Annotated in this window: 20 protein-coding genes; 10 read left to right on the top strand and 10 right to left on the bottom strand. The window is 65.0% G+C overall.

Annotated elements, in window-relative coordinates:
• The first annotated feature begins 396 nt into the window (after positions 1-396).
• Entirely contained in the window at positions 397-1,212 is an 816-nt protein-coding gene (locus FHY06_RS11860) for a DUF1266 domain-containing protein (RefSeq protein WP_126185958.1), read from the top strand.
• Here FHY06_RS11860 and FHY06_RS11855 read toward each other — a convergent pair.
• The 3 genes from FHY06_RS11855 to FHY06_RS11845 all read right to left on the bottom strand — a co-directional run bounded on the left by FHY06_RS11855 (position 1,185) and on the right by FHY06_RS11845 (position 4,980).
• Positions 1,185-3,080, bottom strand: coding sequence for a sensor histidine kinase (locus tag FHY06_RS11855; RefSeq protein ID WP_184605220.1), 1,896 nt, complete (start codon positions 3,078-3,080; stop codon positions 1,185-1,187). The genes FHY06_RS11860 and FHY06_RS11855 overlap by 28 nt on opposite strands.
• A 95-nt stretch (positions 3,081-3,175) precedes the next feature.
• Positions 3,176-4,423, bottom strand: a complete 1,248-nt coding sequence (locus FHY06_RS11850; RefSeq protein ID WP_019655050.1) for a PrsW family intramembrane metalloprotease — start codon at positions 4,421-4,423, stop codon at positions 3,176-3,178.
• Positions 4,420-4,980, bottom strand: coding sequence for a hypothetical protein (locus FHY06_RS11845; protein WP_019655051.1), 561 nt, complete (start codon positions 4,978-4,980; stop codon positions 4,420-4,422). Before FHY06_RS11845 ends, FHY06_RS11850 begins: the two co-directional genes overlap by 4 nt.
• Before the next feature lie 96 nt (positions 4,981-5,076).
• Between FHY06_RS11845 and FHY06_RS11840 the strand changes: the two genes are divergently transcribed.
• Both FHY06_RS11840 and FHY06_RS11835 read left to right on the top strand, forming a co-directional pair.
• The gene (locus FHY06_RS11840) at positions 5,077-5,991 is read left to right on the top strand and encodes a protein NO VEIN domain-containing protein (RefSeq protein ID WP_126185954.1); all 915 of its coding nucleotides are present in this window, start codon (positions 5,077-5,079) and stop codon (positions 5,989-5,991) included.
• Between the two features lie 250 nt (positions 5,992-6,241).
• Positions 6,242-6,796, top strand: a complete 555-nt coding sequence (locus FHY06_RS11835; RefSeq protein WP_184605218.1) for an AacA4 family aminoglycoside N(6')-acetyltransferase — start codon at positions 6,242-6,244, stop codon at positions 6,794-6,796.
• A 128-nt stretch (positions 6,797-6,924) separates the two neighbouring features.
• Here FHY06_RS11835 and FHY06_RS11830 read toward each other — a convergent pair whose 3' ends face one another.
• Complete coding sequence (locus FHY06_RS11830; protein WP_260310313.1) at positions 6,925-7,866, bottom strand: LysR substrate-binding domain-containing protein; 942 nt, start codon at positions 7,864-7,866, stop codon at positions 6,925-6,927.
• Between the two features lie 206 nt (positions 7,867-8,072).
• Here FHY06_RS11830 and FHY06_RS11825 point away from each other — a divergent pair, with 206 nt between their 5' ends.
• Together FHY06_RS11825 and FHY06_RS11820 are read left to right on the top strand one after the other, a co-directional pair.
• Positions 8,073-8,372, top strand: a complete 300-nt coding sequence (locus FHY06_RS11825) for a hypothetical protein (protein WP_184605215.1) — start codon at positions 8,073-8,075, stop codon at positions 8,370-8,372.
• A 460-nt stretch (positions 8,373-8,832) separates the two neighbouring features.
• A complete protein-coding gene (locus FHY06_RS11820; protein WP_184605212.1) occupies positions 8,833-10,059 on the top strand; it encodes a lactonase family protein in 1,227 nt (408 codons plus the stop codon).
• Between the two features lie 18 nt (positions 10,060-10,077).
• On the opposite strand, the gene FHY06_RS11815 is transcribed toward FHY06_RS11820, so the two are convergent.
• Positions 10,078-10,899, bottom strand: a complete 822-nt coding sequence (locus FHY06_RS11815; RefSeq protein ID WP_221404235.1) for an alpha/beta fold hydrolase — start codon at positions 10,897-10,899, stop codon at positions 10,078-10,080.
• A 403-nt stretch (positions 10,900-11,302) separates the two neighbouring features.
• Between FHY06_RS11815 and FHY06_RS11810 the strand changes: the two genes are divergently transcribed.
• The 4 genes from FHY06_RS11810 to FHY06_RS11795 all read left to right on the top strand — a co-directional run bounded on the left by FHY06_RS11810 (position 11,303) and on the right by FHY06_RS11795 (position 14,799).
• Positions 11,303-11,620 carry a hypothetical protein gene (locus FHY06_RS11810; protein ID WP_184605210.1) on the top strand — a complete coding sequence of 106 codons (318 nt, stop codon included), beginning with the start codon at positions 11,303-11,305 and terminating at the stop codon, positions 11,618-11,620.
• Positions 11,621-11,830: 210 nt separating this feature from the next.
• Positions 11,831-12,574: an abortive infection family protein gene (locus FHY06_RS35040; protein ID WP_184605208.1), complete on the top strand. Its 744-nt coding sequence runs from the start codon at positions 11,831-11,833 to the stop codon at positions 12,572-12,574.
• A gap of 74 nt (positions 12,575-12,648) precedes the next feature.
• Positions 12,649-14,052 (top strand): hypothetical protein, encoded by a 1,404-nt coding sequence (locus FHY06_RS11800; RefSeq protein WP_184605206.1) that lies wholly within the window; start codon positions 12,649-12,651, stop codon positions 14,050-14,052.
• A gap of 213 nt (positions 14,053-14,265) precedes the next feature.
• Positions 14,266-14,799, top strand: a complete 534-nt coding sequence (locus FHY06_RS11795) for a 2'-5' RNA ligase family protein (RefSeq protein ID WP_184605204.1) — start codon at positions 14,266-14,268, stop codon at positions 14,797-14,799.
• Here FHY06_RS11795 and FHY06_RS11790 read toward each other — a convergent pair.
• Positions 14,769-15,191 (bottom strand): VOC family protein, encoded by a 423-nt coding sequence (locus FHY06_RS11790; RefSeq protein WP_184605202.1) that lies wholly within the window; start codon positions 15,189-15,191, stop codon positions 14,769-14,771. The genes FHY06_RS11795 and FHY06_RS11790 overlap by 31 nt on opposite strands.
• A gap of 59 nt (positions 15,192-15,250) precedes the next feature.
• Here FHY06_RS11790 and FHY06_RS11785 point away from each other — a divergent pair, with 59 nt between their 5' ends.
• Entirely contained in the window at positions 15,251-16,060 is an 810-nt protein-coding gene (locus FHY06_RS11785) for a helix-turn-helix domain-containing protein (RefSeq protein ID WP_184605199.1), read from the top strand.
• Here FHY06_RS11785 and FHY06_RS11780 read toward each other — a convergent pair.
• The 4 genes from FHY06_RS11780 to FHY06_RS11765 all read right to left on the bottom strand — a co-directional run bounded on the left by FHY06_RS11780 (position 16,018) and on the right by FHY06_RS11765 (position 20,367).
• A complete protein-coding gene (locus FHY06_RS11780) occupies positions 16,018-16,605 on the bottom strand; it encodes a nucleotidyltransferase family protein (protein ID WP_184605196.1) in 588 nt (195 codons plus the stop codon). The genes FHY06_RS11785 and FHY06_RS11780 overlap by 43 nt on opposite strands.
• 84 nt (positions 16,606-16,689) lie before the next feature.
• A complete protein-coding gene (locus FHY06_RS11775) occupies positions 16,690-18,033 on the bottom strand; it encodes a sulfatase family protein (protein ID WP_019653458.1) in 1,344 nt (447 codons plus the stop codon).
• A gap of 133 nt (positions 18,034-18,166) precedes the next feature.
• On the bottom strand, positions 18,167-19,162 hold the full coding sequence (locus FHY06_RS11770) for a Bug family tripartite tricarboxylate transporter substrate binding protein (RefSeq protein WP_019653457.1): 996 nt from the start codon (positions 19,160-19,162) through the stop codon (positions 18,167-18,169).
• A 188-nt stretch (positions 19,163-19,350) separates the two neighbouring features.
• On the bottom strand, positions 19,351-20,367 hold the full coding sequence (locus tag FHY06_RS11765) for a Bug family tripartite tricarboxylate transporter substrate binding protein (protein WP_126184532.1): 1,017 nt from the start codon (positions 20,365-20,367) through the stop codon (positions 19,351-19,353).
• Positions 20,368-20,374: the final 7 nt, after the last annotated feature.

Raw genomic sequence — 20,374 nt, 5'->3', positions numbered from 1 at the left:
GCCGTTGCCGTTCGTCTCCCTCGCCACTGCGTATCGCGGGTGAATCTAGGTTTGCCCTGTGTCAGTCAAAAGGCAAAAGACTTAGCGGCGAATTAGGAGAAGTGGGTTGAACGCGGCTCGAAGACGAGAGCGGAAAAACAGGCGAAAAAGCCCGCTGGCACGCCTGACCGAGGCCTGACTTTCCTGCATGTCGAACGCTCGAAATGCATCTGCCGGTTGCGAATGCGAAAGTTCTCGCGCTTCGAACCCGGGCATCTTCACGCGGCCGCGAGTGAAGAATTCGTCAGAGTTCCTGGCGGTCGTTCTGTGTAGCATCGCCCCTTTTTGGGCTGCGGAGTGCGACTCGCGCCGACCCGGCGTCAAGATGCGCGCCCGCTTCAATCAGGAGGGATTCCAATGGGGATGATGGATGCGCTCGGCCATGCGCTGATGGACAACCAGGAGCTTCACTTCGGCACCGCCAACGCTGCAGGTGCCGAAGGGCTCACCAGTGAAGAGCGGTGGCTGGTCACGCTCAGCGCACCGCTGTCGGCCTTCAACGGCGACTATGTGGATGCGGTGCTCACCGGCAAAGACGACGACGTGCTGCGCGAGGGCATCGCCGATGTCTGGAGCGTGCACGACCGGGCGAGCTTCGAGCAGACCGCGCGCTGGCTGGTCGATGAAGGGCAGCGCTCGACGTACGCGCCGCTGTGGGAGGCTGTCGGCGCGATCGACAAGGCCACGCAGGAGACGCCGATGCTGCTGCGCATGGTCATGGACGCCTTCTTCCCCGCGTTCTTCCAGATCAAGGCGCGCAAGAGCCTGGACTACCGCGAGCTGGGCCAGCGCAGCGGCAAGTCGACGCAGGAACTGGCCGCGCTGATGACGGGCAGCCCGAGCTGGGTCGAGGCACTGCGCAAGCACTTCCATGTCTCGCAGGCCGAGGTGCCCAGCCTTGTCGCCTGGGACGCCGTGCGCCTGGCGAGCCTCTCGCGCTGGGCGGTGCAGCTCGGCTACATCGAGCGCGCGGAGTTCGCGGGCTTTGCCGGCGGCCTTGCCAGGCAGGTGCGCGAGGCGTACGGCAACTGGTCGCAGGTGAGTGCGGCGTACATCGCGGGCGGATTGATCTGGAAGTACTCGGACGCGCGCGAAGAGAACCTGCTGCGCACCAACCGCCTGCTGCTGAGCGACGCGCGCAGCCCCTATCGCAGCGTGGCGTTCGCGGGCTGACCCAGTCCGGGGGCGGCTGGCTCGTTGCGTGCCATCGGTGCCGCCGGCACCGGCAGGTGCAGCAGCAGGCTGGTTTCGCCCGGCTGCGAGCGCACGGTGAACGTTCCTCCCAGCGCCACGGCCCGGGTACGCATGTTCGCCAGGCCCTTGCCTGCGAACGCGGCCTGCGCATCGAAGCCCCGCCCGTTGTCGCTCAGCTCGATGTCGATCGCGCGGTCTTCGGCAGCGCCTTCCACCAGCCGCGCGCTCAGGCTGGCCTGCGTCGCGTGCGCATGGGCCACCAGGTTGCCGAAGGCCTCGAACAGCAGCATTTGCAGCTGGTGCGATTCGCGCGCGGTCCAGCTCGTCATGGTGGGCAGGGAGCCCACGTCCCAGCGCAGGTCGATGCCGGCGGCCTGCAGGCGGGGGCCGAGGCGGTAGCGCACGCTGCCGAGTGCGGAGGCCACGTCGCCTTCGCAGCCGTGCATGGCGTCCACCGTGAGCTTGAGCTGGTCGACCGCGTCGCGCAGGTGCAGCGCCACGTCGTTCATGGCGGTGCCGGGCTGCTGCGCCATCTGCAGCAGGCCGACGAGCTGGCCGCCGAGGCCGTCGTGCAGATCCTGCGTGAGGCGCTGGCGCTCCTCGAGCGCGCCGCGCGCCTTTTCGCCTTCGCGTTCGCGGGCGAAGACGGCCTCGAGTGCCGCGTTGCGCTCGGCCAGTTCGGCTTCGAGCGATGCGTTCATCTGCGCCACGGCGCGCACGTCCTTGCGCATGCGCTCGGCGATCACCCAGGCCAGCGAGATCGCGAAGCCCACCCATGCGAAGCGGATCCACGGCACCACCGCGTAGGCGTCGGGCGATGTGCGCATCACCCAGTTGTCACGCGCGGCGCTGAGCACCACCAGCACCACCGCAACGCCCAGCACGCGGTGCTCCAGCACCGAACTGCGCACCGCCACGCGCACGACCATCACCACCATGCCCAGGCCCGCCGTGAAGCACAGCAGGTTCCACGCCGGCATCAGCCACAGCAACGGCACCGTGATGCCCAGCGTGGCCGTCACCGGCGCGAAGAGCGCCAGCAGGCCCAGGAAGCGCGCGAGCCGCGTGTCACCCTTGCCCACCACCGACAGCGCGAAGCGGCAAAGCAGCGGCACTGCCGCCTGGAACGCCGCCAGCGGTACCACGCCCCACCAAGGCCAGGGCAGCGGCGCATGCGTGAAGAGCACCCGCGCCGTCTGCACCGACCAGAAGAGCTCGCCCAGCCCGTAGTAGAGGTACAGCGATTCGCGCTGCCGCAGCCACACCAGCAGCGACAGCGCCCCGAGCACGCCGCTCACGATGGCGATGAAGCGCCCGCCGCTGATCTGCCAGAACAGCGCGTTCTCATACATCGGCTGGAGCTCGGCCTCCGTGCCCGCCACTACCGGCGAGAGCCCGCCCTGGCGTGCGGCCTGCGCGGCGACGACGATCTCCACGCGCCGCACCGCAGCCGAGGAGGCCGGCAGCGCGAAGTATTGCGGGGTGAAGGAGGCATCGTCGTAAGGCCCCGGCGGAAAGGTGCCGAAGCGGGCCAGCTCGTGGCCGTCGACCAGCACCCTGAAGCTGTTGCCGATGCGCGGCACGAAGAGCGCCTGCGGCACGCTCGCGTCGGTGACGGGAACATCGAACGAGAACGCAGCCTCGCCGTCGACCGCGCCTTGCCGCTGGTCCCAGTTGTAGGGCAGCTGCACTGCGTGCGGCTCCGGCGGCTGGGCGGGGGAATGAGGGCCATGCAGGGTCAGCGTGAGCTGCGCCTGTTCGATGAGCGTGACGGCATGTGCGCGGAAGCTCCAGCCGGTGCCCAGCAACACGAGCACCAGCAGCGCCAGCAGGCGCAGTCCAAGCATTTCTTGTTGTTGTCGTCGCATGACGCGTACGACTTTAGCAATCTTTTTTCACAATTCGGAGCAGGGTTGCCCCGGCATCGCGAGAAACCAACGCCTCAGGTTCCCGCCGTGGTGCCTGCCGCCGTTCGGGCCGCGATGATCGGGTCGAGCTTGGCGCGCAGGCGCCTCACGGCCGTTTCGTGCTTCAGCGTCTGCGGCCCTCGCCCGTAGGTGGCGGCCTTGCGGATCAGCCGCAGCTGCTCGCGCTGCAGATGCGTCTTCAGGCGCCTCGCGCGCCAGCCGTAGGTCCAGCCCATTTCGCGGCGCACCTTGTAGCGCTGCATCGGCGCGCCCAGCCGCACCCATTCGTCGTCCTGGATCAGGTCGCGCTCGGGTACGAACCAGGCTGCCAGCGCGTGCAGGTAGGTGCCGTTCTCGCGCGCCGCCACGTGCCAGAAGAGGGCGGCCACGATGACCGCGGGCAGGCCCTTGATGACGAGCATCACCGCCATCTCCGCGTAGCCGCCGTCGAACAGGTCTTCGAGCAAGGGCGAGTTCCAGATGAAGTGCATGCCCCACGCGAGCAGGAAGCACAGCACCGCCACCGCGATGCGCGCCGCCATCGGCCGCCGCGGTTGCAGCAGGAACCAGGCGATGCCGAAAGACGCGATCGTCGTGTACGCCGCATGGCTCCACAGCCCGGCGAGCAGCCCGCGCGTGAACAGGTTCAGCAGCACCGGGTAGACCTGGTTCTCCAGCGGAAAGTGCACCGCCGACTTCACTGTGTAGCTCAGGTTCTCGACCACCTGGAAGCCCAGCCCCACCATCGCGCCGACGATCAGCACCGACAGGTACGTCTGGAACTGGTTGCGCGCCACCAGCACCATCAGGATCACGCCCGCGAGCTTCAGGAACTCTTCCGTCACCGGCCCCGCCACCGCCGCCCCCCAGGTCGCGACGAACTCCGGCGACACCAGCTTGGCGCACAGGCTCTGGATGGCCACGTTGGCCGGCGCCGCGAAGTACACCGCGCCCATGCCGCCCCATGCGAAGGCCAGCACGTAGGCCTCCGTCGGGTGCTGCTCCAGCAGGTCGAGCGTGCGGAACGCCTGCACGAAAAGCATCGTGTAGATGCCCCACACCGTCAGTCCCAGGAAGGCCGTGACCGGCACCACCCGCACGCCCAGCCAGAACATGTAGCCCGTGTAGAACAGCCCGTTCAATATCAGCGCTGCCAGCACCCAGAAGGCTGCGCGCCGCGGCTGGAAGAAGGAATCGGTGCCCACGGGCCAGCCGGCCACTTCGGTCACCTGCTGCCCGCTCGGGGCCTCCTGGCCACCCTGGTCGAACACCGGCATGTTCATTGCGGCGCCTCCAGGTCCATCGAGTCGAGCATCGAGCGCGCCTCCTGCAGCGCCTCGTCCATGCCGTCGTCGGAGCCCCAGAAGTCGATCTGCACCAGCGACTTGCGCCGCACGTCCACCACCTGCCAGAAGCGGCCCGCCAGCTTCGAGCCGTAGTAGGCGAAGGTCTTGCCCTGCAGGCCCCAGGAGGTGATGAAGTCCGACACGTCGCCGTCGACCTGCAGGCGCTGGCCGCGCTCCATCAGCCGCTGCTGGCGCACCAGCGGGCCGTCGGGGCCGCCCGCCCATGGGAAGGTGCTCACCAGGAACTTGTGGCCGCCCTTGAAGAGCATCAGCGACTGGCCCGCCCTGGAGCGAGAGACGTCCATCTCCCATCCCTCGGCCGGCACGAACCGGGCCTGGCCCGCCTCCACCGTCTCGCCCGGCGGCAGCGGCCGGTTGCCCGGGGTGTGGCGGTCCCAGAGGGTGAGGCCGCCCACGTAGGCGGCAATCGCGAGCAGCACCGCCAGCGCCCCCGGCCAGGTGCGATACGGTATGCGGCGGGAGGGCTCGTTCATCCTTCGATCGTGCCATACGATTGCCCGAGCCCGGGCGTCTGCGCCGGGCGATGCGGCATACTCCCCACCCCCTCAAACTCAGCAGAATTCCACTGAATGGACAAGGAAGTCGACCCCCGCGTACTCACTGTGATCGACGAGATGCGGCTCTCGGGACCGCGGCTCACGCCGGTCGAGATCGTCGCCAAGATGGGTGTGTTCGACGCGCGCGACAAGCCATTCGAGCACGCATGGCTCGCCACCGGCGACAACGTCATCGCCACCATCTGGGCCGAATGGGTCAACGTGGCCGCCAACGGCCGCTGGTTCTACCTCGAATCGCTCGACGTCCACCACCGCGCCGGCGGCGGCGAGCGCAGCGCCCAGCAGGTTCAGCGCGCCAAGGACAGGCTCGCGCTGCTCAAGCGCAGCCACGACGCCGGCAACGGCTTCCGCGCCTTGCTGCAGACCAACCGCATCGCGATCCTCGAAGTCGAGAGCAACAAGGACGCCAAGGTGTCGACCCGCGTGCGCGACGACGACGAATGGCACGTCGCCAGCTGGGAGCCCGACCACAAGTTGGCCGTGCTCGTGCGCGGCCCGCGCGGCTGGTCGCCCAGCGAAGCCGAAGTGCAGACCGCCCGCGAACGCGGCAACGTGCCGCAGAAACTCTCCGCCGCCGCCAAGGCCGCCGACGACGAAAAAGCCACGCCCCAGGCCGTGCAGGCCGCCGCCCTCGAATACGTGGTGAAGCACTTCACCGGCTACGGCTACAAGGCCGAGAACATGACCGGCAAGGGCTTCGACCTCGAGGTGTCGAACGCCAAGGGCCAGACCCTGCTGCGCGTGACCGTCAAGGGCACAGCGCCCGGCGTGCCCAGCTTCAAGCTCAGCAAGGAAGAAAGCGACTGCTCCAAGCGCGAGCCGCTGTGGCGCCTGCTGGTGGTGACCGATGCGGGCAGCGGGGTGGCGCAGCACAAGATCTACAAGCCGACCGAGATCACGTCGGCGCCGGGGTTCGATCCTTCCTGATTCAACGGTGCGCGGCAATGCGTCGCGCTACTCACGTACCCGCGGTCATCGGCCCTGCTCGGAATTCGCATTCCGTTGTGCAAATTTCCGATAGGGAAGCCCGTCGATGCGCGCTGTGCGAGCAGTGGGTTTGCGCGCATGATCGTGCCAGGACCGCGCGGCATTCTTCGCGCCCTGGCGCAGTGCAGCCAAGGATTCGGACTAGGCCTCACCTTCCTAACGGAGCCTTCAACTGACGAACCAGGATTCCATGCACGCCAGCGACTCCAAAGTCACTCTGCGCTTGATGACCGAGCGTGACCTGCCGATGCTGCACGAATGGCTGAATCGGCCTCATATTGTCGAGTGGTGGGGTGGAGAGGACGAACGCCCGACTCTCGACGAGGTACTTCGGCACTACATGCCAAGAGTTTTATCTGAAGCGTCCGTCACTGCCTACATCGCGATGCTGGGAGACGAACCCATTGGCTACGCCCAGTCGTATGTCGCCCTTCGAAGTGGTGATGGATGGTGGGCCGACGAAACTGATCCTGGAGTTCGCGGGATTGATCAGTCTCTGGCTGACCCGGCGCAATTGAGCAAGGGGCTGGGAACAATGCTCGTCCGTGCCCTTACGAGCATGCTCTTCTCGGACCCGACAGTGACAAAGATTCAAACCGACCCCGCGCCCCACAACCACAGGGCCATCCGTTGCTACGAGAAGGCGGGGTTTGTTCAGCAAAAGGTAGTCACCACGCCTGACGGTCCCGCTGTTTATATGGTTCAAACACGCGAGGCCTTCGAGAGGTCGTGCAGTGCCACCTAGCCCCGTGTCAAAAAGCGAGCGTCATTCGAGTCCGACGTGCAGGCCTTACGGGCACAGCTGAACTCGCTGCTGTGGTGCTGTCATGGCGACAGCAACGGTTGGTCCGAGGAGGTGGGGGAGAAGCCCGGCTACTCCCATCGAGGCAACTGCTCCAGCAAGAACTCGTAAAGGCACTTAGCCGCTCGTGGCAATTCACGATCCGCTCGCTCCAGCCACATTTCGGAAGAGGGCAGTGCGGGAAAGCCATCGTCCGGTCCCAGGCTGCGTAGTTCGGCCGCCTCGCTGATCGTCGCTTCCTGAAAAACGCCGACTGCCAGGCCGGCCAGCACGGAAGCCCTCAGCACTTCCACGCTCGAACTCTCCTGCAAGACCACCCAGCGCTTGCCGGCGGCCGTCAGCGTCTCTTCCGCCCATCGCCTGAGAAGCGAGCCCTGCGGAAGCAACGCCAGCGGGACGGGGTGCTTGAGGTGTGGCGCCGCCTTCCTCGAAACCGCCCAGACCACCGGGTCCTTGCGCAGCAGCACGCCGTTTCCTTCGCCTCCGCGGAAGGCGTTGATCGTGAGATCGAACGCAGGCCCGAGCTTTCGCTGCATCTCGTCTGCCACGCCGACTTGCAGGTCGATGTGAATGGCCGGATAGATCTCGGAGAACTCGGCCAGCAGCGAAGGAAGCACCCTGGTGGCGTAGAAGTTCGTCGCGCCCATCCGGACTTTGCCGCTGACGACTCCGGGCCGCAGCTTTTCCATGGCCTCGCTGTTCAGGGCCAGCAGGCGACGCGCGTAGTCGAGCAGCACCTTGCCTTGTTCCGTCAGCTGCAGTTGACGCTTGGGCTTCTCGAACAGGTCGAAGCCGATGCAGTCTTCCAGACGCGCGATCTGCTGGCTGATCGCGGCCTGAGTGCGATGCAGGTAGCGGGCCGCGGGCGTGTAGCCGTTGCACTCGACCACCGCGACCAAAGCGCGCAGCAACTCGGGCGCGAGCAAGCGGCCCCTGAGCATGCCTTTGCAATCCGCAAGCTCGTCATCTGCACCTGGGCGTGGTGCCGGGGTTGATTGGTCGTCCCGTTGCATTTGTCTTTCTTCCCCGGCAGCAGGCTGCTGATCCATGAAAGATCAGTTTACGTGAGCCAAAGACCACTGAAATGAGCCGCGATGGAGGCTCGATCAAGAGTCGTTATGCGCCCCATAAGGACTATTTGTTTGCCCTCGCCGACACACGTCAAATAGCATTCCTCGCGAAATCTTGCAGCTGGGCTGCTTCATCTAGGCGGTGGTGAATGATCAATAAAACGGTGATCCTGTGCGGCGGACTTTTCTGGACTTCGGTTGCGTCGTCGGCAACTGCAACACCGCCAACACCGCTCGACAGATTCATCTCAGATCGAGAGTTCTGCGCCTACATGGCATCGCCGCCCGAGAACGAGTCCGAGGAGTTCCTGGCCCGATACCAGGCTGCAATGCATGCCGCAATCTCTTTCGTCAGGCAGAAGAAGAAAACGAAAACCCAGACGCAGGCAATATTTGAAGTCAGGGCCAAATGCGATGCGGCCTTGAATTCGCTGCTCCACTACAAATAGACCCATCCAAGCATTTCACCAAGGCAGGCCGGCTCCTATTCGAGGGCCGTCTACCAGTTTTCGGGTATGGCGCAATTGGTGGAGGCTCGACACACTTGGAAACGCCTCGTGCAAGTTCCGGCGTTCCAAGCAGATCACATACATGTTCGCACCTCTCCCGTCTCGTGGCTCTTTCAATCAGCGCCGGTGCTTTTTGCCCATGTCGGTGGATAGCGTGCAGTCCTTGTGGAGTTCTCGGCCGGCCCGCGTGAGCCGTGCCGCGCTGGGCGGCTTGTTGATCGTCGGCGTGGCCGCCTGCGGTGGGGGTGGAAACGGCGGTGGCTTTGTTCCGGCCTTCCCGGTGGCAACGACTGCCCCGGCACCCGCTCCGGCTCCTTCCTCATCGCCTGAAGCACCGCCACCCGTACCCCCGCCCACAGGCCCTGCGCCCACCTACAAGGTTAGCGGCACGGTCAGTGGCTTGCTGGGCACGGGCCTGGTGCTGCAGAACAACGCTGGCGACGACCTGAGCATCGCAGCCAACGGCAGCTTCAGCTTCGCCACCCAACTGGCCAGCGGCGCGGGCTATGCGGTCACAGTCAAGAGCCAGTCCAGAATCCTGACCAGAGTCTGCACCGTCAGCAATGGCACCGGCACTGTGGCGAATACGGCCGTCGTCAACGTGGACGTGGTCTGTGCCGCGCCCCCGGTGCGCTACGCCTATGCGACGAATGCAGGGTCCAACAACCTCTTTCCCTACACCGTCGACACCAGCACCGGCGTGTTGGGATCGATGGCCGCGCCCATGTCGGGCACAGGCAGCACCCCAAGCGGCATCGTCGCGGACCCCGCGGGCCGCTTTGCCTACGTGGCGAATCGAGGCGACAACACCGTGGGGGCCTATTCCATTGGCGCAGGCACCGGCTTCCTGTCTCCGGTCGCAACCGTTGCCACAGGTTCTGCGCCCCTGTCCATCGTCGCGGACCCCACGGGCCGCTTTGTCTACGTGGTGAATCAGGGTATCGACAGGGTGTCGGGCTACGTCATCGATGCCGGCACCGGCAACCTGACCCCGATGGCCGTGCCGCAGGTGGCAGTGGGGTTCATTCCCAGCGCCATTGCCCTGGACTCCATGGGCCGTTTTGCCTACGTGACGAATCAAGGCAACAACACCTTGTCGGCCTTCTCCATCGATGAAAACTCCGGCGCCTTGAGCCCGCTGCCAGTGCCGACGGTGACCACAGGGAACTCCCCCAGCGCAATTGCCCTGGATCCCCTGGGCCGGTTCGTGTACGTGACGAACTCGGGCGACAACACCGTGTCGGCCTATTCCATCGATGCAGGCTCCGGCGTCCTGACTCCGTTGGCAACGTCCGCCACCGGGACGCTTCCCCGAGCTGTCGCCGTGGATTCCACCGGCCGCTTTGCCTATGTGGCGAATACGATCGAAGGCACTGTCTCGGCCTACAACATCGACTCCAGCACCGGCACCTTGACGCCGATGACCATTCCGAAGGTGGCCGCACGGGTTTCGCCCGGCGCCATCGCCCTGGACCCCAAGGGCCGCTTTGCCTACGTCACGAACACCAATTCCAAAGACATCTCTGCCTACACCATCGATGCGAATACGGGGGCTCTGACTCCCATGGCCGTGCCGACGGTCGCAACCGGGGGGAACAGCGCATGGTCTCTGGCCCTGTCTCGATAGCGCCTGCAGGCCAGCTGCTCACAAGCCTTCGAGATACCGCTGCAGAACCGAGTTGAACCGCTGCGGCGCCTCGAGCGCAGGCAGGTGCGCAGTGCCCTGAAGCACGAAGCTCTCGGCCCCGGGTATGCGCTGCGCCAGCACGCTGCATCGCTCCTGCAGAAGCGGAAGGTCGAGATCGCCCCACAGCACGAGCGTGCGTGCCTGGATCGCTTCCACGCGTTCCCAGGCTGAAGGCTCCTCGGTTGCCGCACCGGGGTTGGCGGCATGCAGGGCCTTGTCGTTCATCGACAGGAAGAGCTGGCGAGCGTCGCCTCTCACTCGCCCTTCCGGGCTCGAGGGGCCGTCCAGCCACAGGCGCGCGCGAAGCTCGTTCTTCGCATCCAGATCGCCCAGCGCCTCGGCAGCGCTGATCGCGTCCATGATCGCCTTCACCGGCTCGCCATGCTGCGGGGCGGGCGCGCCGCTCACGCCCGGTGCAACAACGACGAGCCCGCTCACCCGGTCGGGCCGCGCCAATGCCGCATCGATGGCAACACGGCCTCCCAGCGAGCAGCCGACCAGCACCGCCTTGCGGTAGCCCAGCGAATCCATCACCGCCCAGAGATCGGCCACGTTGGAATGAGGCGTGGGGTGCAGCGTGCGCGAATCGCCGAAGCCCCGCCGGTCGTAGCTCGCTACCGGGTGCGCCGGCGCCAGTGCGCTCCATTGATCGTGCCACATGCGCCGGTCCGCAACGTTGGCGTGCAGAAAGAGAACAGGCATGCCGGTGGCGCTGGCGTCTGCCTGATGCTCGACAGCAAGCGATGCGCCTGGCACTTCAATCCATTCCAGTTTGCTCATGCCCGCGACGATAGTGATCAAGGGCCGTGTTGACCAGCGAACGAGGCCGCCTTCAGCCTCCAACTGTCAGAGCTTTGTGTCCCGCTGCAGCGCCCCGGCAGATATCTCGCCGATTCGAGAATTTCTCGACGAAATCTTTTCTCTTGCGCGGCTTCGCTTCTCTAAAGTGAATGCCCCTGTCGCAAGACGCCCCTCCTTGTGGGCGACGACCACCGATCGTGAAAGGAGCTTCCCCAACCAGTTGACCCACTGACCTGATGAACCGCCCGCCTCACGGCGGGTTGCCGGTGCTCCTCGGGACACTGGTGCGAACGTGAGGCACAAAAGGCGACGGCCAGGGTGCGTGAACACCCTGACCGTCTGACCACATGACGTGCATTACCTTGGAAGGAGAGCACACCAAATGGCTAAGCGAATTATGGCCGGGCGTTCTACGCCCCAATCTTCCCGCCGCAGCGGCAGCAGCAACAGCAGCACCACCACCAACAACACGCGCGGCACCACCACCAAGCCCACGGCGCCCACCCCGACGCCCGACGAGGCAAGGGAACTACTCGAAATCAAACTCTCGCAGCTGAACTCGCTGCTGTGGTGCTGTTATGGCGACGGCAATGGGTGGTTTGAGGAGGCGGGGGAGAAGCATCGGGATCACATGCTCTGGATTGCTGCGGATCTGGCTCGGGAGGCGGAGATGTTGTTGGAGGTGAGTAGGCGGGTGTAGGGCGGACTCTGCCCTCTTCCTCGGCATCGGCTGGGCATCCCACAAAGTGGGGATGCCCATCACCTTTCACCCCCGCTACCGTAGCGCTGGGAGTACCCCAGGGGTATGGGAAGCCGAAGATGCCTTGGAAAGCCGTTCCCTGCCGTCTCGCCTGGCCGACCTAGACCCTACGCGCCTGTGCGGTTTCCCCTACGATAGGTTGCAGAAAAAGTGAATGAGCTTTTCGAACAGGTCGAATCCCTGCAAGGCCTTCTGGTGTCTCATGCAACTGGGGGGCAGGAAGACGAGGCCGAATACACGCGGCTTCGCCAAGTCGTGCTCGCACAAGCCGCGCTTGAGCCGGTTGCTCCTCGATTCCTCCGGACGTCTCGCAGCTTGGGGCAGTTTTGGCAATTCATCAAAAGCAAGTACGGAACCTATGCAGAGCGAAGGACTTACCTGTGGGACGAGTTTCGCCCAATGTTGGAATTGCTAGAGCGTGGTTCTATTACGCCTTCAGACCAAATTGTCACAGTCGCGATTGAGCGGTTTGATTCTGCCAATGTGCAGGCCGCTTGGTCCAAAGCACTAGATCGTCGTTCATCGGATCCAGAAGGTGCGATCACGATGGCCCGCACGCTGCTGGAGTCAGTTTGTAAGCACATTCTCGAAGAGGCCGAAGTCAAACACGACGACAGCCCAGATATCAGCAAGCTCTATAAGCAAACCGCAGAGAAACTCAGCCTCGCCCCAACTCAGCATACCGAGCAAGTTTTTAAGCAGATATTGGGTGGCTGCACTTCGGTAGTAGAGGGCCTTGGTGCACTTCGAAATCGTCTTAGCGATTCTCACGGCAGAGGAAAAGTTGGTGTCAAGCCGGCCGCGAGACACGCCGAACTTGCTGTCAATCTGGCTGGTGCCTTGGCGGTATTTCTTCTGGCAACTTGGGAGGCCCGGCGCGAGGCTACGACCTAGGTGGTCATTGCAGCTAGCGCTCGAAAACGCTACAGATTTTCTTTGTTGGCCATGTCAAACGAGTTAACCGAGCAATGATCACATTCTCAACAGAGTTTCCGCTCGATCCCAAGAACACGACTGCCGACGTATTGCACCTCGCTTGCGAATGGTTGGCAGGTAGTCCACATTCGTCACTGCCTGACGAAGATCTGGAGTCTCTTCCCGTCGATGATGTTCGGGAGGTTCGTGTAGGGCATGAGACAGCCGTTCTAGGTTCAGTTTCAGCTGATGGTCAGGAAATAGCAGGTCTTCAGTACCGTCGGATGGAGGGAGAACTTGAATGGGTCACCTCCATAGTGGCAAGAAAGGACGCGACAGAAACACTCTTTAGTCTGCAGGTGTCGTGCGAAGCATTGGGCACAGCCGTGCGTCTACCTGTGCCCAAGAAGCCTTACTTCATCAAACAGGCTCTCTCCGCATTGGGCGGTGGTTCAGATGGCGAGATTCCCGTGGGAGACAAGCCACTTTTTCTTAGCGATGGCGACATGCATATTGCGGCAGCGCTTATCAAGGGAGAGGCAAAAAATCGGTTGCCGATTGTCTACTTGAGCGTGGACTTCAGGGGGCAAGTTGCGGTTGATCCAGCCGTCTTAGCCAAATTTATCGCTGGCCTCGCCCACGTTGTCGTTGAACCTTCAAGAGCTTTTTCAGCCGCCTTGCGGCAGCTGGTCGATGGAAGAAATGTCTACGGGGGAGCTCTGGGGGTTTATTGGCCTTATAGCAGCGCGCGCAAGTCGTACTACTTGGATCGCTTCTCGCAGGATGCTCGCGCAATGCAGAGAGCCATTTCCGACGATCTTCGGGTTGCACTCGCAAATCGCCGGCTTTCAAGTGGTTGTACGTGGTCCCATCTTCAAGAACAGATTTCCCGTCGACGGATTGATCGTCTCCGCAGCACCGGATCGGCATCGGTAGACGACTACATCACTGCTTTCGACGCGGAGATAAAAGCGAAGGACCAACGGCTTGGCGACGCTGATGCAGAAATCAGGCGACTTAATGCCGACCTACGCCGGATGAGCGCAAGTGCAGGCTCAAGTTCTGCCGGGCTGCTGAAACTCGGTACAGAGCATGACCTTTGGCCGAATGAAGTTCGAGACTTAGTCGTCGCCGTTTTGCATGATGCGGTGCGCAACTTGAAAGACGGAAGTCGGAGACAGCACGTTGTACAGGATTTGCTTGAAGCCAATCCAGAAGGTACCGAGGCAGCCTCAATGGCCGCAGATGTAAAGGCGGCATTGAGGACATATCGTTCGATGGATGCAAAAGTCCGTGGGGCACTTGCAAGCCTGGGCTTCACCATCGCTGAAGATGGAAAACACTATAAGGCGATTTTCCGCGGCGATTCCCGGTACATGTTTACTCTGCCGAAGACTAGCAGCGATCATCGAGCCGGTAAGAATGTGGTCAGCGATATCACAAGCACGCTGTTCTAACTCAGTTTGCGGACACCAAGTGCAGGGGGTAAGGCGCCACAGCGGCGGCGCGGATGCCGTGCATGAACTGACTACGGTGCACGGGATTCATGAGAAATGCGGCATGAGTAAACAGGGCCGTGGCGCCCGGTGTCCAATGACACCATGTGCGTCACCCCCGTCGCCCCCTTCACCCCCGCCGACGCCGCACGCCGCGCGCGCCTGGAAATGCCCATGCTCTACGCCTGGCTCAAGCCCGAAGAGGCAGTACAGACCGCCATCGCCGAGCACCGCGCGCAGTGGGTCTGGCGCACGCAGCCCAAGCCCAGCTTGCCCAAACCGAACCGGTTGCACATGACGCTGTGCCACATCTCGCCACAGGGCGATGCCGCCGTCGAAGGCATCCGGCAGGCATTGGGCGAGCTGCGCATGGAAGAGGGCTTCGATCTGCTGCTGGACTGGTCCGGCGTCTGGCCGCACAACGGCATCGCCGTGGTGCGCCCGCAGCCGAACGCTGCGCTCGACCGGTTGCAGCAAGCCGTGGTGCGTCAGCTCGCGCCGTGGCTGTCGGGCCGCCACGATGACTGGGCGCCGCACATCACCATCGCCCGCAAGGCATCAGGGGCCACCGCGCCGGCCATGCCGCCAATTCGCTGGCCGGTGCGCGAGTTCCTGTTCGTGCGTTCGTGGCTGAAGACGCGGCCTGTGTGGCATGAGGTGCTGGCGTCCTACCCGCTTCAGTCTTCCGGCAGGAATGCCTCGTTGTAGACCACTTCCCACAGATGCCCGTCCAGGTCCTGGAAGTAGCCTGCGAAGCCGCCCCAGAAGGTCTTCTGCGCGGGCTTCACGATGGTCGCGCCGGCGGCCTCGGCCTGCGCCATGGTGGCCTGCACTTCGGCTTCGCTGTGCACGTTGTGGCCGATGGTGAAGTCGGGCGAGGCGCTGCCGCGGCGCGCGATGCCGCTGTCGTGCGCCAGGCTGTCGCGCGGCCACAGCGCCAGCTTCAGGCCGGGCTGCAGGTCGAAGAAGGCGACCGCGCCGTGTTCGAATTCCTGGCCGATGATGCCCGGCGTCGCCAGGCCCAGGCCGTCGCGGTAGAAGCGCAGCGCGCGCTCCAGGTCGTCTACGCAGATGGTGAGAACGGAAATACGGGCTTTCATGCGGGTGGCTCCTGCTTCGCAGTTGTTGTTCAATGGAAGCCCCGAGATTGCTCCACGCCATGTCCGCCGACTTGAACAAAACGGCCACGCCGCCGCTCGCGCAGGAGGTCGGCCGTTATGCCGAAGTCCCGGTGCCGCCTTCCTTGCGCGGCATCTTTGCCTGCCAGTGGATGCATGTGCTGCCCGCTGATGGGGTGGGCAGGCCTCTGCTGGTGGTGCCCGATGGCTCGATCGATCTGCAGTGGATCGATGGCGTGGTGCGTGTGGCCGGCCCCGACCGGCAGGCGCATGCCGAAGCACTGAGGCCCGGCGCGCAAGTGCTGGGCCTGCGTTTCCGCCCCGGTGCAGCTGCCGCGTGGCTGGGCATCGACATGAGTGCGCTCGCGGATCGCCGCGTTGCTCTGCGCGATCTGTGGGGTGCGCGCGCGGCGGCATGCCTCGCCGCGGATTCGCCTTCCCAGTTCTTGCACAGGGTAGCTGCGCTGTCGCAGCCGGCTGCGAATCTCGCGCCCGATGGCGCAATGGCCGAGGCCTTCCGCTTGCTGCAGTCCGGCATGGCCCCTGAAGACTCGCCACTGCGCTGGCTCTCCGAGCGCCTGCAGCAGCCCGAGCGCACGCTGCGCCGCCGTTTCGTGAAGCACTTCGGCTACGGCCCGCAAACCCTGGCGCGCTTGCTGCGCTACCAGCGCTTCCTGCAGTTGGCGCGCGCGGAGCCATCGACGCCGCTGGCCCAGTTGGCTGCCGAGGCCGGTTACGCCGACCAGCCGCATCTGGCGCGCGAGAGTCGTCGGCTGGCGGGCCGCCCGCCCTCAGCGCTGCCGCGCGATCAGGCTTCCACCACTTTGACCTTCGGCCAGCGGGACGCGTAGTTCTTCTGCAGCACGCGCTGCCGATAGGTGTCCAGGCTCACACGCGCGGGGTTGCGGCGCACGACGCAGCCGAACAGGTCGCCGAGGCCGTGCGGCGCGATGACGGTGATCGAATCGTCTTCATTGAGAGTCAGCCCGACGCAGGTGGCGTATTCGGGCCACGAGGCCACCGCATCGTGCAGCGAGCGCAGCGGCTCGACGGCATGCCCGAAGTACCCCTCGAACCAGCAATGCACCGCTGCCTGGTTGGTGACTTCCCAAGGCGTGCCGGGCAGGGCAGAGCGCAAGCGATGTTGAATCTCTGTGTCGCGCTCGGGAGTGAGGTCCGTCGCGTCGAAATACGCGACATCCACGTCGGCCAGGGGTGTGGGTGTCGAGTAGCGGTGCAAGGCGTCCCACACCAGATTGCGTACCGCACCGGCCCCGATGCACCACGAGGCCAGGCCTTGGTCACGCACCGCGCGCAGGGCGGGTGCGAACCACGGGGAGCGTCTCGCAAGTTCGCGAAGGCGCTCCTCCAGTTCTTCGGTTGATGGTGTCGGCATGCAGGTCCAGCTTCCCTTGCCGCAGAGATGCCGCTCCGCGTCTCTGAGCAAAGCGCAGAATGGTAGCCCTGCCGCCGTCGCCGATCACCTCTGCGGCATATCCTTGACCGAATACCCCAGGCTCACAGTCGCATCCTCCGGAATCGCCGGCATCGTCGCATTCCAAGCCTGCCAGTCCGCCCGCATCGCAGCCAGCCGCTCCGGCTCCTTCTTCGCCAGGTTCGCGCGCTCGCGTTCGTCGCCGGGGATGTTGAACAGGTACTCGTTGCCGTCGACCTTCAGGTACTTCCAGTCGCCGTCGCGCAGCGCCTCTTGTCCGCGATGGTTCATGCGCCAGTGCAGGGGGCGGCGGAAGGTTTGCTTCGCGTCCTTCAGCACGGGCATGAGCGAGACGCCGTCCAGCGGGTAGTCGGGGTGCGCGGCCACGCCGGCTGCGTCGAGCATGGTGGCCGACCAGTCCATGGTCATGCACAGCTGGGTGCTCTCGCCGCCCTTGGCGATCACGGCGGGCCAGTGGGCGATCCATGGCACGCGGATGCCGCCTTCGGTCAGGTCCATCTTGCCGCCGACCAGCGGCCAGTTGTCGGAGAAGCGTTCGCCGCCGTTGTCGCTGGTGAACACCACCAGGGTGTTGTCGGCCATGCCGTGCTTCTTGAGCGCGTCCATGATCCAGCCGATGCCTTCGTCCATGTGATGGATCATGCGGCGATACACGTGGATGTTGCCGCCGGCCAGGTCGAACAGGTTGTTCTTGATGTTGGGGGCCTTGGCCGCGTCGTCGCGGGTTTCCCAGGGCCAGTGCGGGGCGGTGTAGTGCAGGCTCAGGAAGAAGGGGGTGTCGTCCTCGTTCTTCTCTTTCTTCTTCTGAAGCTCCGCCATGCGCTCGACGTAGTCGACGGCGCGCTTCGAAAGGATGTCGGTGAGGTAGCCGTCTTCCTGCTTGTCTTCCTCGCCGAACCACAGGTCGTGGCGGCCGGTGGAGTCGCAGTGGGTGAAGTAGTCGACGCCGCCCGACATGGGGCCGAAGAATTCGTCATACCCCGAGCGCAGCGGGCCGAAGGTGGGCGGGTAGCCCAGGTGCCACTTGCCGATGAGGGCGGTCTGGTAGCCGCTGGCCTTCAGCAGCGAGGGCAGGGTGGGGTGGTCGGTGGGCAGGCCCAGGGTGGTGCTGCCACGGCTGCGGCTGTTGATGGGCTCTTCGGCCGCGCCGCGCAGGCGGTACTGGTAGCGGCCGGTGATCATGCCGAAGCGCGTGGGCGAGCACACGGGCGAGTTGGAGTAGCCCTGGGTGAGCTTCAGGCCGTTGGCGGCCAGGCCGTCGAGCACGGGCGAGACGGGGCCGAACACCGCGTCGCGGCCGCCGTAGCAGCCGAGGTCGGCATAGCCGAGGTCGTCGGCCACGATGAAGATGATGTTGGGTCTGGTCATAAGTTGATCGCGCCTTCGAGGCTCGGGGTCTGTTCGGGGAACACCGCGGAACCGGCTTTGCCAGGCCGCCGGTGTTGCCCCCTGCAAGGGGGTTGGCGAAGCGACACGAAGTGCGCGAAGACTGGGGGTTTGCTTAAGGTTGGTAACCGGACTTCTGCACAACCGGCGCCCACTGCGCGCGGTAGGCCTTGAGCATCGCGGCGGTCTGCGCCTGGGTGCTCACCACGGGCGTCATGCCCGAGTCCTTGAACTTGCGCTGGGTGTCGGCGTCCTGCATGACTTCGCGGATCACCACGGCGAGGCGCTCGACCTTTTCCTTGGGCATGCTGGCCGGCGCGAAGAAGGTGTTCCAGCCGGTGGCGGCGAGGTCGAGGCCGGCCTCCTTGAAGGTGGGCACGTCGGGCACGAAGGGCGAGCGCTTGGTGCCCGAGATGGCGAGGATGCGCGCCTTGCCCGCGGTGTGCTGGGGCACGACGACGTCTTCGGTGTCCACCGCGATCGGGATCTGTCCGCCGATCAGGTCGTTCAGCAGCGGGGCCGAGCCGCGGTAGCCGATCACCTGGGTCTGCACCTTGGCCTTCTCTCCCACCATGAGGCCGAAGAAGTGCGGCAGGCTGCCGGTGGCCGGCACGCCCACGTTGGCCTGGTTGGGGTTGGCGCGCATCCAGGCCAGCAGGTGGTTCAGCTCGCGCACGGGCAGGGTGGGCGACACGGCGAGCGCGAAGTTGTAGTCGTTGACGTACGACACGGGCACGAAGTCGTGGTCGGGGTCGTAGTTGTTGTCCTTGAAGACCAGCGGCGCCACGATCATCACGGCGGGGTTGGCGAGCATCAGCACGTTCTGGCTGGCGGGGGTGGTCTTCACCTGCTGTGCGGCGAGGCGGCCGCCCGCGCCGGGCTTGTTGTCGACCACCACGGGCACGCCCAGGCGGGCGGTGAGCTTGTCGCCCACGATGCGCGCCACGCGGTCGGTGGCGCCGCCGGGGGCGTAGCCCACCACGATGCGCAGGGGCGTGTCGAACTTCACCTCGGCGGCCGTCGCGCCGGTAGCGAAAGCCGTTGCGAGGCCGGCGATGGCCAGCAGACCGGCAAGGCGGCGGGTGATGGGGCGGAATGGGGTCGGCAGCATGTTGGGCAGGTCCTTGTGTCGTCGTTCAGGCGATGGCTATCGATGGCAATCGAGTATGGCCGCGGGATCCGCAGTTGCGGACGATTCTGAAGAGGCCGCGCTCGATTGTTCAAATCAACCATTCACCGGAATTACCCTTCCTTCGCAGCTGTTCTGCCTGTGCCTGTCTTCCTTGCCTGCCGCCGTTTTCAGTCGACCTTCATGCCGGTGGCCTTCACGATGCGGCCGTAGCGCGCCTGGTTGGCGGCCAGGTGCTCGCTGGCGGCGGCGCCGGTTTCTCCGAGCGGCACCATGTCGAGCGTCGCCAGGCGCGACTTGATCTCGGGCAGCGCCATCGCCTTCTGCAGCGCGGTGCGCAGGGTCTGCGCAACCGGCTCGGGCGTGCCGGCCGGCAGCATCGAGACATAGAGCACCTCGAACTCGAGGCCCTTCAGGCCCAGTTCGCCCACGGTCGGCACCTGGGGCAGCAGCGGCGAGCGCTGCTTGCCGGTCACGGCCAGGGCGCGCAGCTTGCCCGACTGCACCTGCGGCAGCAGGCCCGGCGTGGCGAGGATGCCGGCCTGCACCTCGTCGCCCATCAGCGCCAGCACGGCGGGCGCGTTGCCCTTGTAGGGCACGTGCGTGATCTTCGCGCCGGTGTCGCTGGCGAAGATTTCGGCGGCGATGTGGCCCGGGCTGCCGTTGCCGGCCGAGCTGAAGGTGGCGGGCTCGGTCTTGGCCTGCGCAATGAAATCGGGCAGCGTCTTCGCCTTCACGCCGGGCGCCACGCCGAAGGCGAGACCCGAGGAGCTGAAGATCATCAGCGGCTTCAGGTCCTTGGCCGCGAAGGGCATCGAGGCGTACAGGTGCGGGTTGATGGTGAAGGTGCTGTCGATGCCCAGCAGCACCGTGTAGCCGTCGGCCGGGCTCTTGGCGACCAGGTCGGCGCCGATGTTGCCGCCCGCGCCGGGGCGGTTGTCGACGATGAAGGGCTGCTTCAGGTCCTTCTGCATCGCGTCGGCCAGCGCGCGGGCCAGGATGTCGATGGGCCCACCCGCCGGGAAGTTGACGAGCAGCCGCACCGCCTTTGTGGGGTAGGGTGCGTCGGCGGCCAGGGCCTGCACGGGCGCGGCGGCGCCGAAGGCAAGGGCGGCGCAGGCCGCCAGGGCAGCGGCGAGGCGGCGGCGCGTGCCGCCGAAGGAGTTGCTGGGCGAACCGGTGGTCATGTCGTCA

Origin of the sequence: Variovorax atrisoli (assembly GCF_014195185.1) — a bacterium.
Taxonomy (GTDB): domain Bacteria; phylum Pseudomonadota; class Gammaproteobacteria; order Burkholderiales; family Burkholderiaceae_C; genus Variovorax; species Variovorax atrisoli.
The sequence above is the reverse complement of the archived record's forward strand: the minus strand, read 5'-3'. Positions and strand labels throughout refer to the sequence as shown.

Bases quoted from the DNA above. Each gene is read 5' to 3' on its own strand.
- FHY06_RS11790 (WP_184605202.1), bottom strand. From the start codon at position 15,191: ATGAAAGCCCGTATTTCCGTTCTCACCATCTGCGTAGACGACCTGGAG.
- FHY06_RS11855 (WP_184605220.1), bottom strand. From the start codon at position 3,080: ATGCTTGGACTGCGCCTGCTGGCGCTGCTGGTGCTCGTGTTGCTGGGC.
- FHY06_RS11840 (WP_126185954.1), top strand. From the start codon at position 5,077: ATGGACAAGGAAGTCGACCCCCGCGTACTCACTGTGATCGACGAGATG.
- FHY06_RS11830 (WP_260310313.1), bottom strand. From the start codon at position 7,866: ATGCAACGGGACGACCAATCAACCCCGGCACCACGCCCAGGTGCAGAT.
- FHY06_RS11835 (WP_184605218.1), top strand. From the start codon at position 6,242: ATGCACGCCAGCGACTCCAAAGTCACTCTGCGCTTGATGACCGAGCGT.
- FHY06_RS11785 (WP_184605199.1), top strand. From the start codon at position 15,251: ATGTCCGCCGACTTGAACAAAACGGCCACGCCGCCGCTCGCGCAGGAG.
- FHY06_RS11815 (WP_221404235.1), bottom strand. From the start codon at position 10,899: ATGAGCAAACTGGAATGGATTGAAGTGCCAGGCGCATCGCTTGCTGTC.
- FHY06_RS11825 (WP_184605215.1), top strand. From the start codon at position 8,073: ATGATCAATAAAACGGTGATCCTGTGCGGCGGACTTTTCTGGACTTCG.
- FHY06_RS11765 (WP_126184532.1), bottom strand. From the start codon at position 20,367: ATGACCACCGGTTCGCCCAGCAACTCCTTCGGCGGCACGCGCCGCCGC.
- FHY06_RS11770 (WP_019653457.1), bottom strand. From the start codon at position 19,162: ATGCTGCCGACCCCATTCCGCCCCATCACCCGCCGCCTTGCCGGTCTG.
- FHY06_RS11810 (WP_184605210.1), top strand. From the start codon at position 11,303: ATGGCTAAGCGAATTATGGCCGGGCGTTCTACGCCCCAATCTTCCCGC.
- FHY06_RS11780 (WP_184605196.1), bottom strand. From the start codon at position 16,605: ATGCCGACACCATCAACCGAAGAACTGGAGGAGCGCCTTCGCGAACTT.
- FHY06_RS11795 (WP_184605204.1), top strand. From the start codon at position 14,266: ATGCTCTACGCCTGGCTCAAGCCCGAAGAGGCAGTACAGACCGCCATC.
- FHY06_RS11850 (WP_019655050.1), bottom strand. From the start codon at position 4,423: ATGAACATGCCGGTGTTCGACCAGGGTGGCCAGGAGGCCCCGAGCGGG.
- FHY06_RS11800 (WP_184605206.1), top strand. From the start codon at position 12,649: ATGATCACATTCTCAACAGAGTTTCCGCTCGATCCCAAGAACACGACT.
- FHY06_RS11845 (WP_019655051.1), bottom strand. From the start codon at position 4,980: ATGAACGAGCCCTCCCGCCGCATACCGTATCGCACCTGGCCGGGGGCG.
- FHY06_RS11860 (WP_126185958.1), top strand. From the start codon at position 397: ATGGGGATGATGGATGCGCTCGGCCATGCGCTGATGGACAACCAGGAG.
- FHY06_RS11775 (WP_019653458.1), bottom strand. From the start codon at position 18,033: ATGACCAGACCCAACATCATCTTCATCGTGGCCGACGACCTCGGCTAT.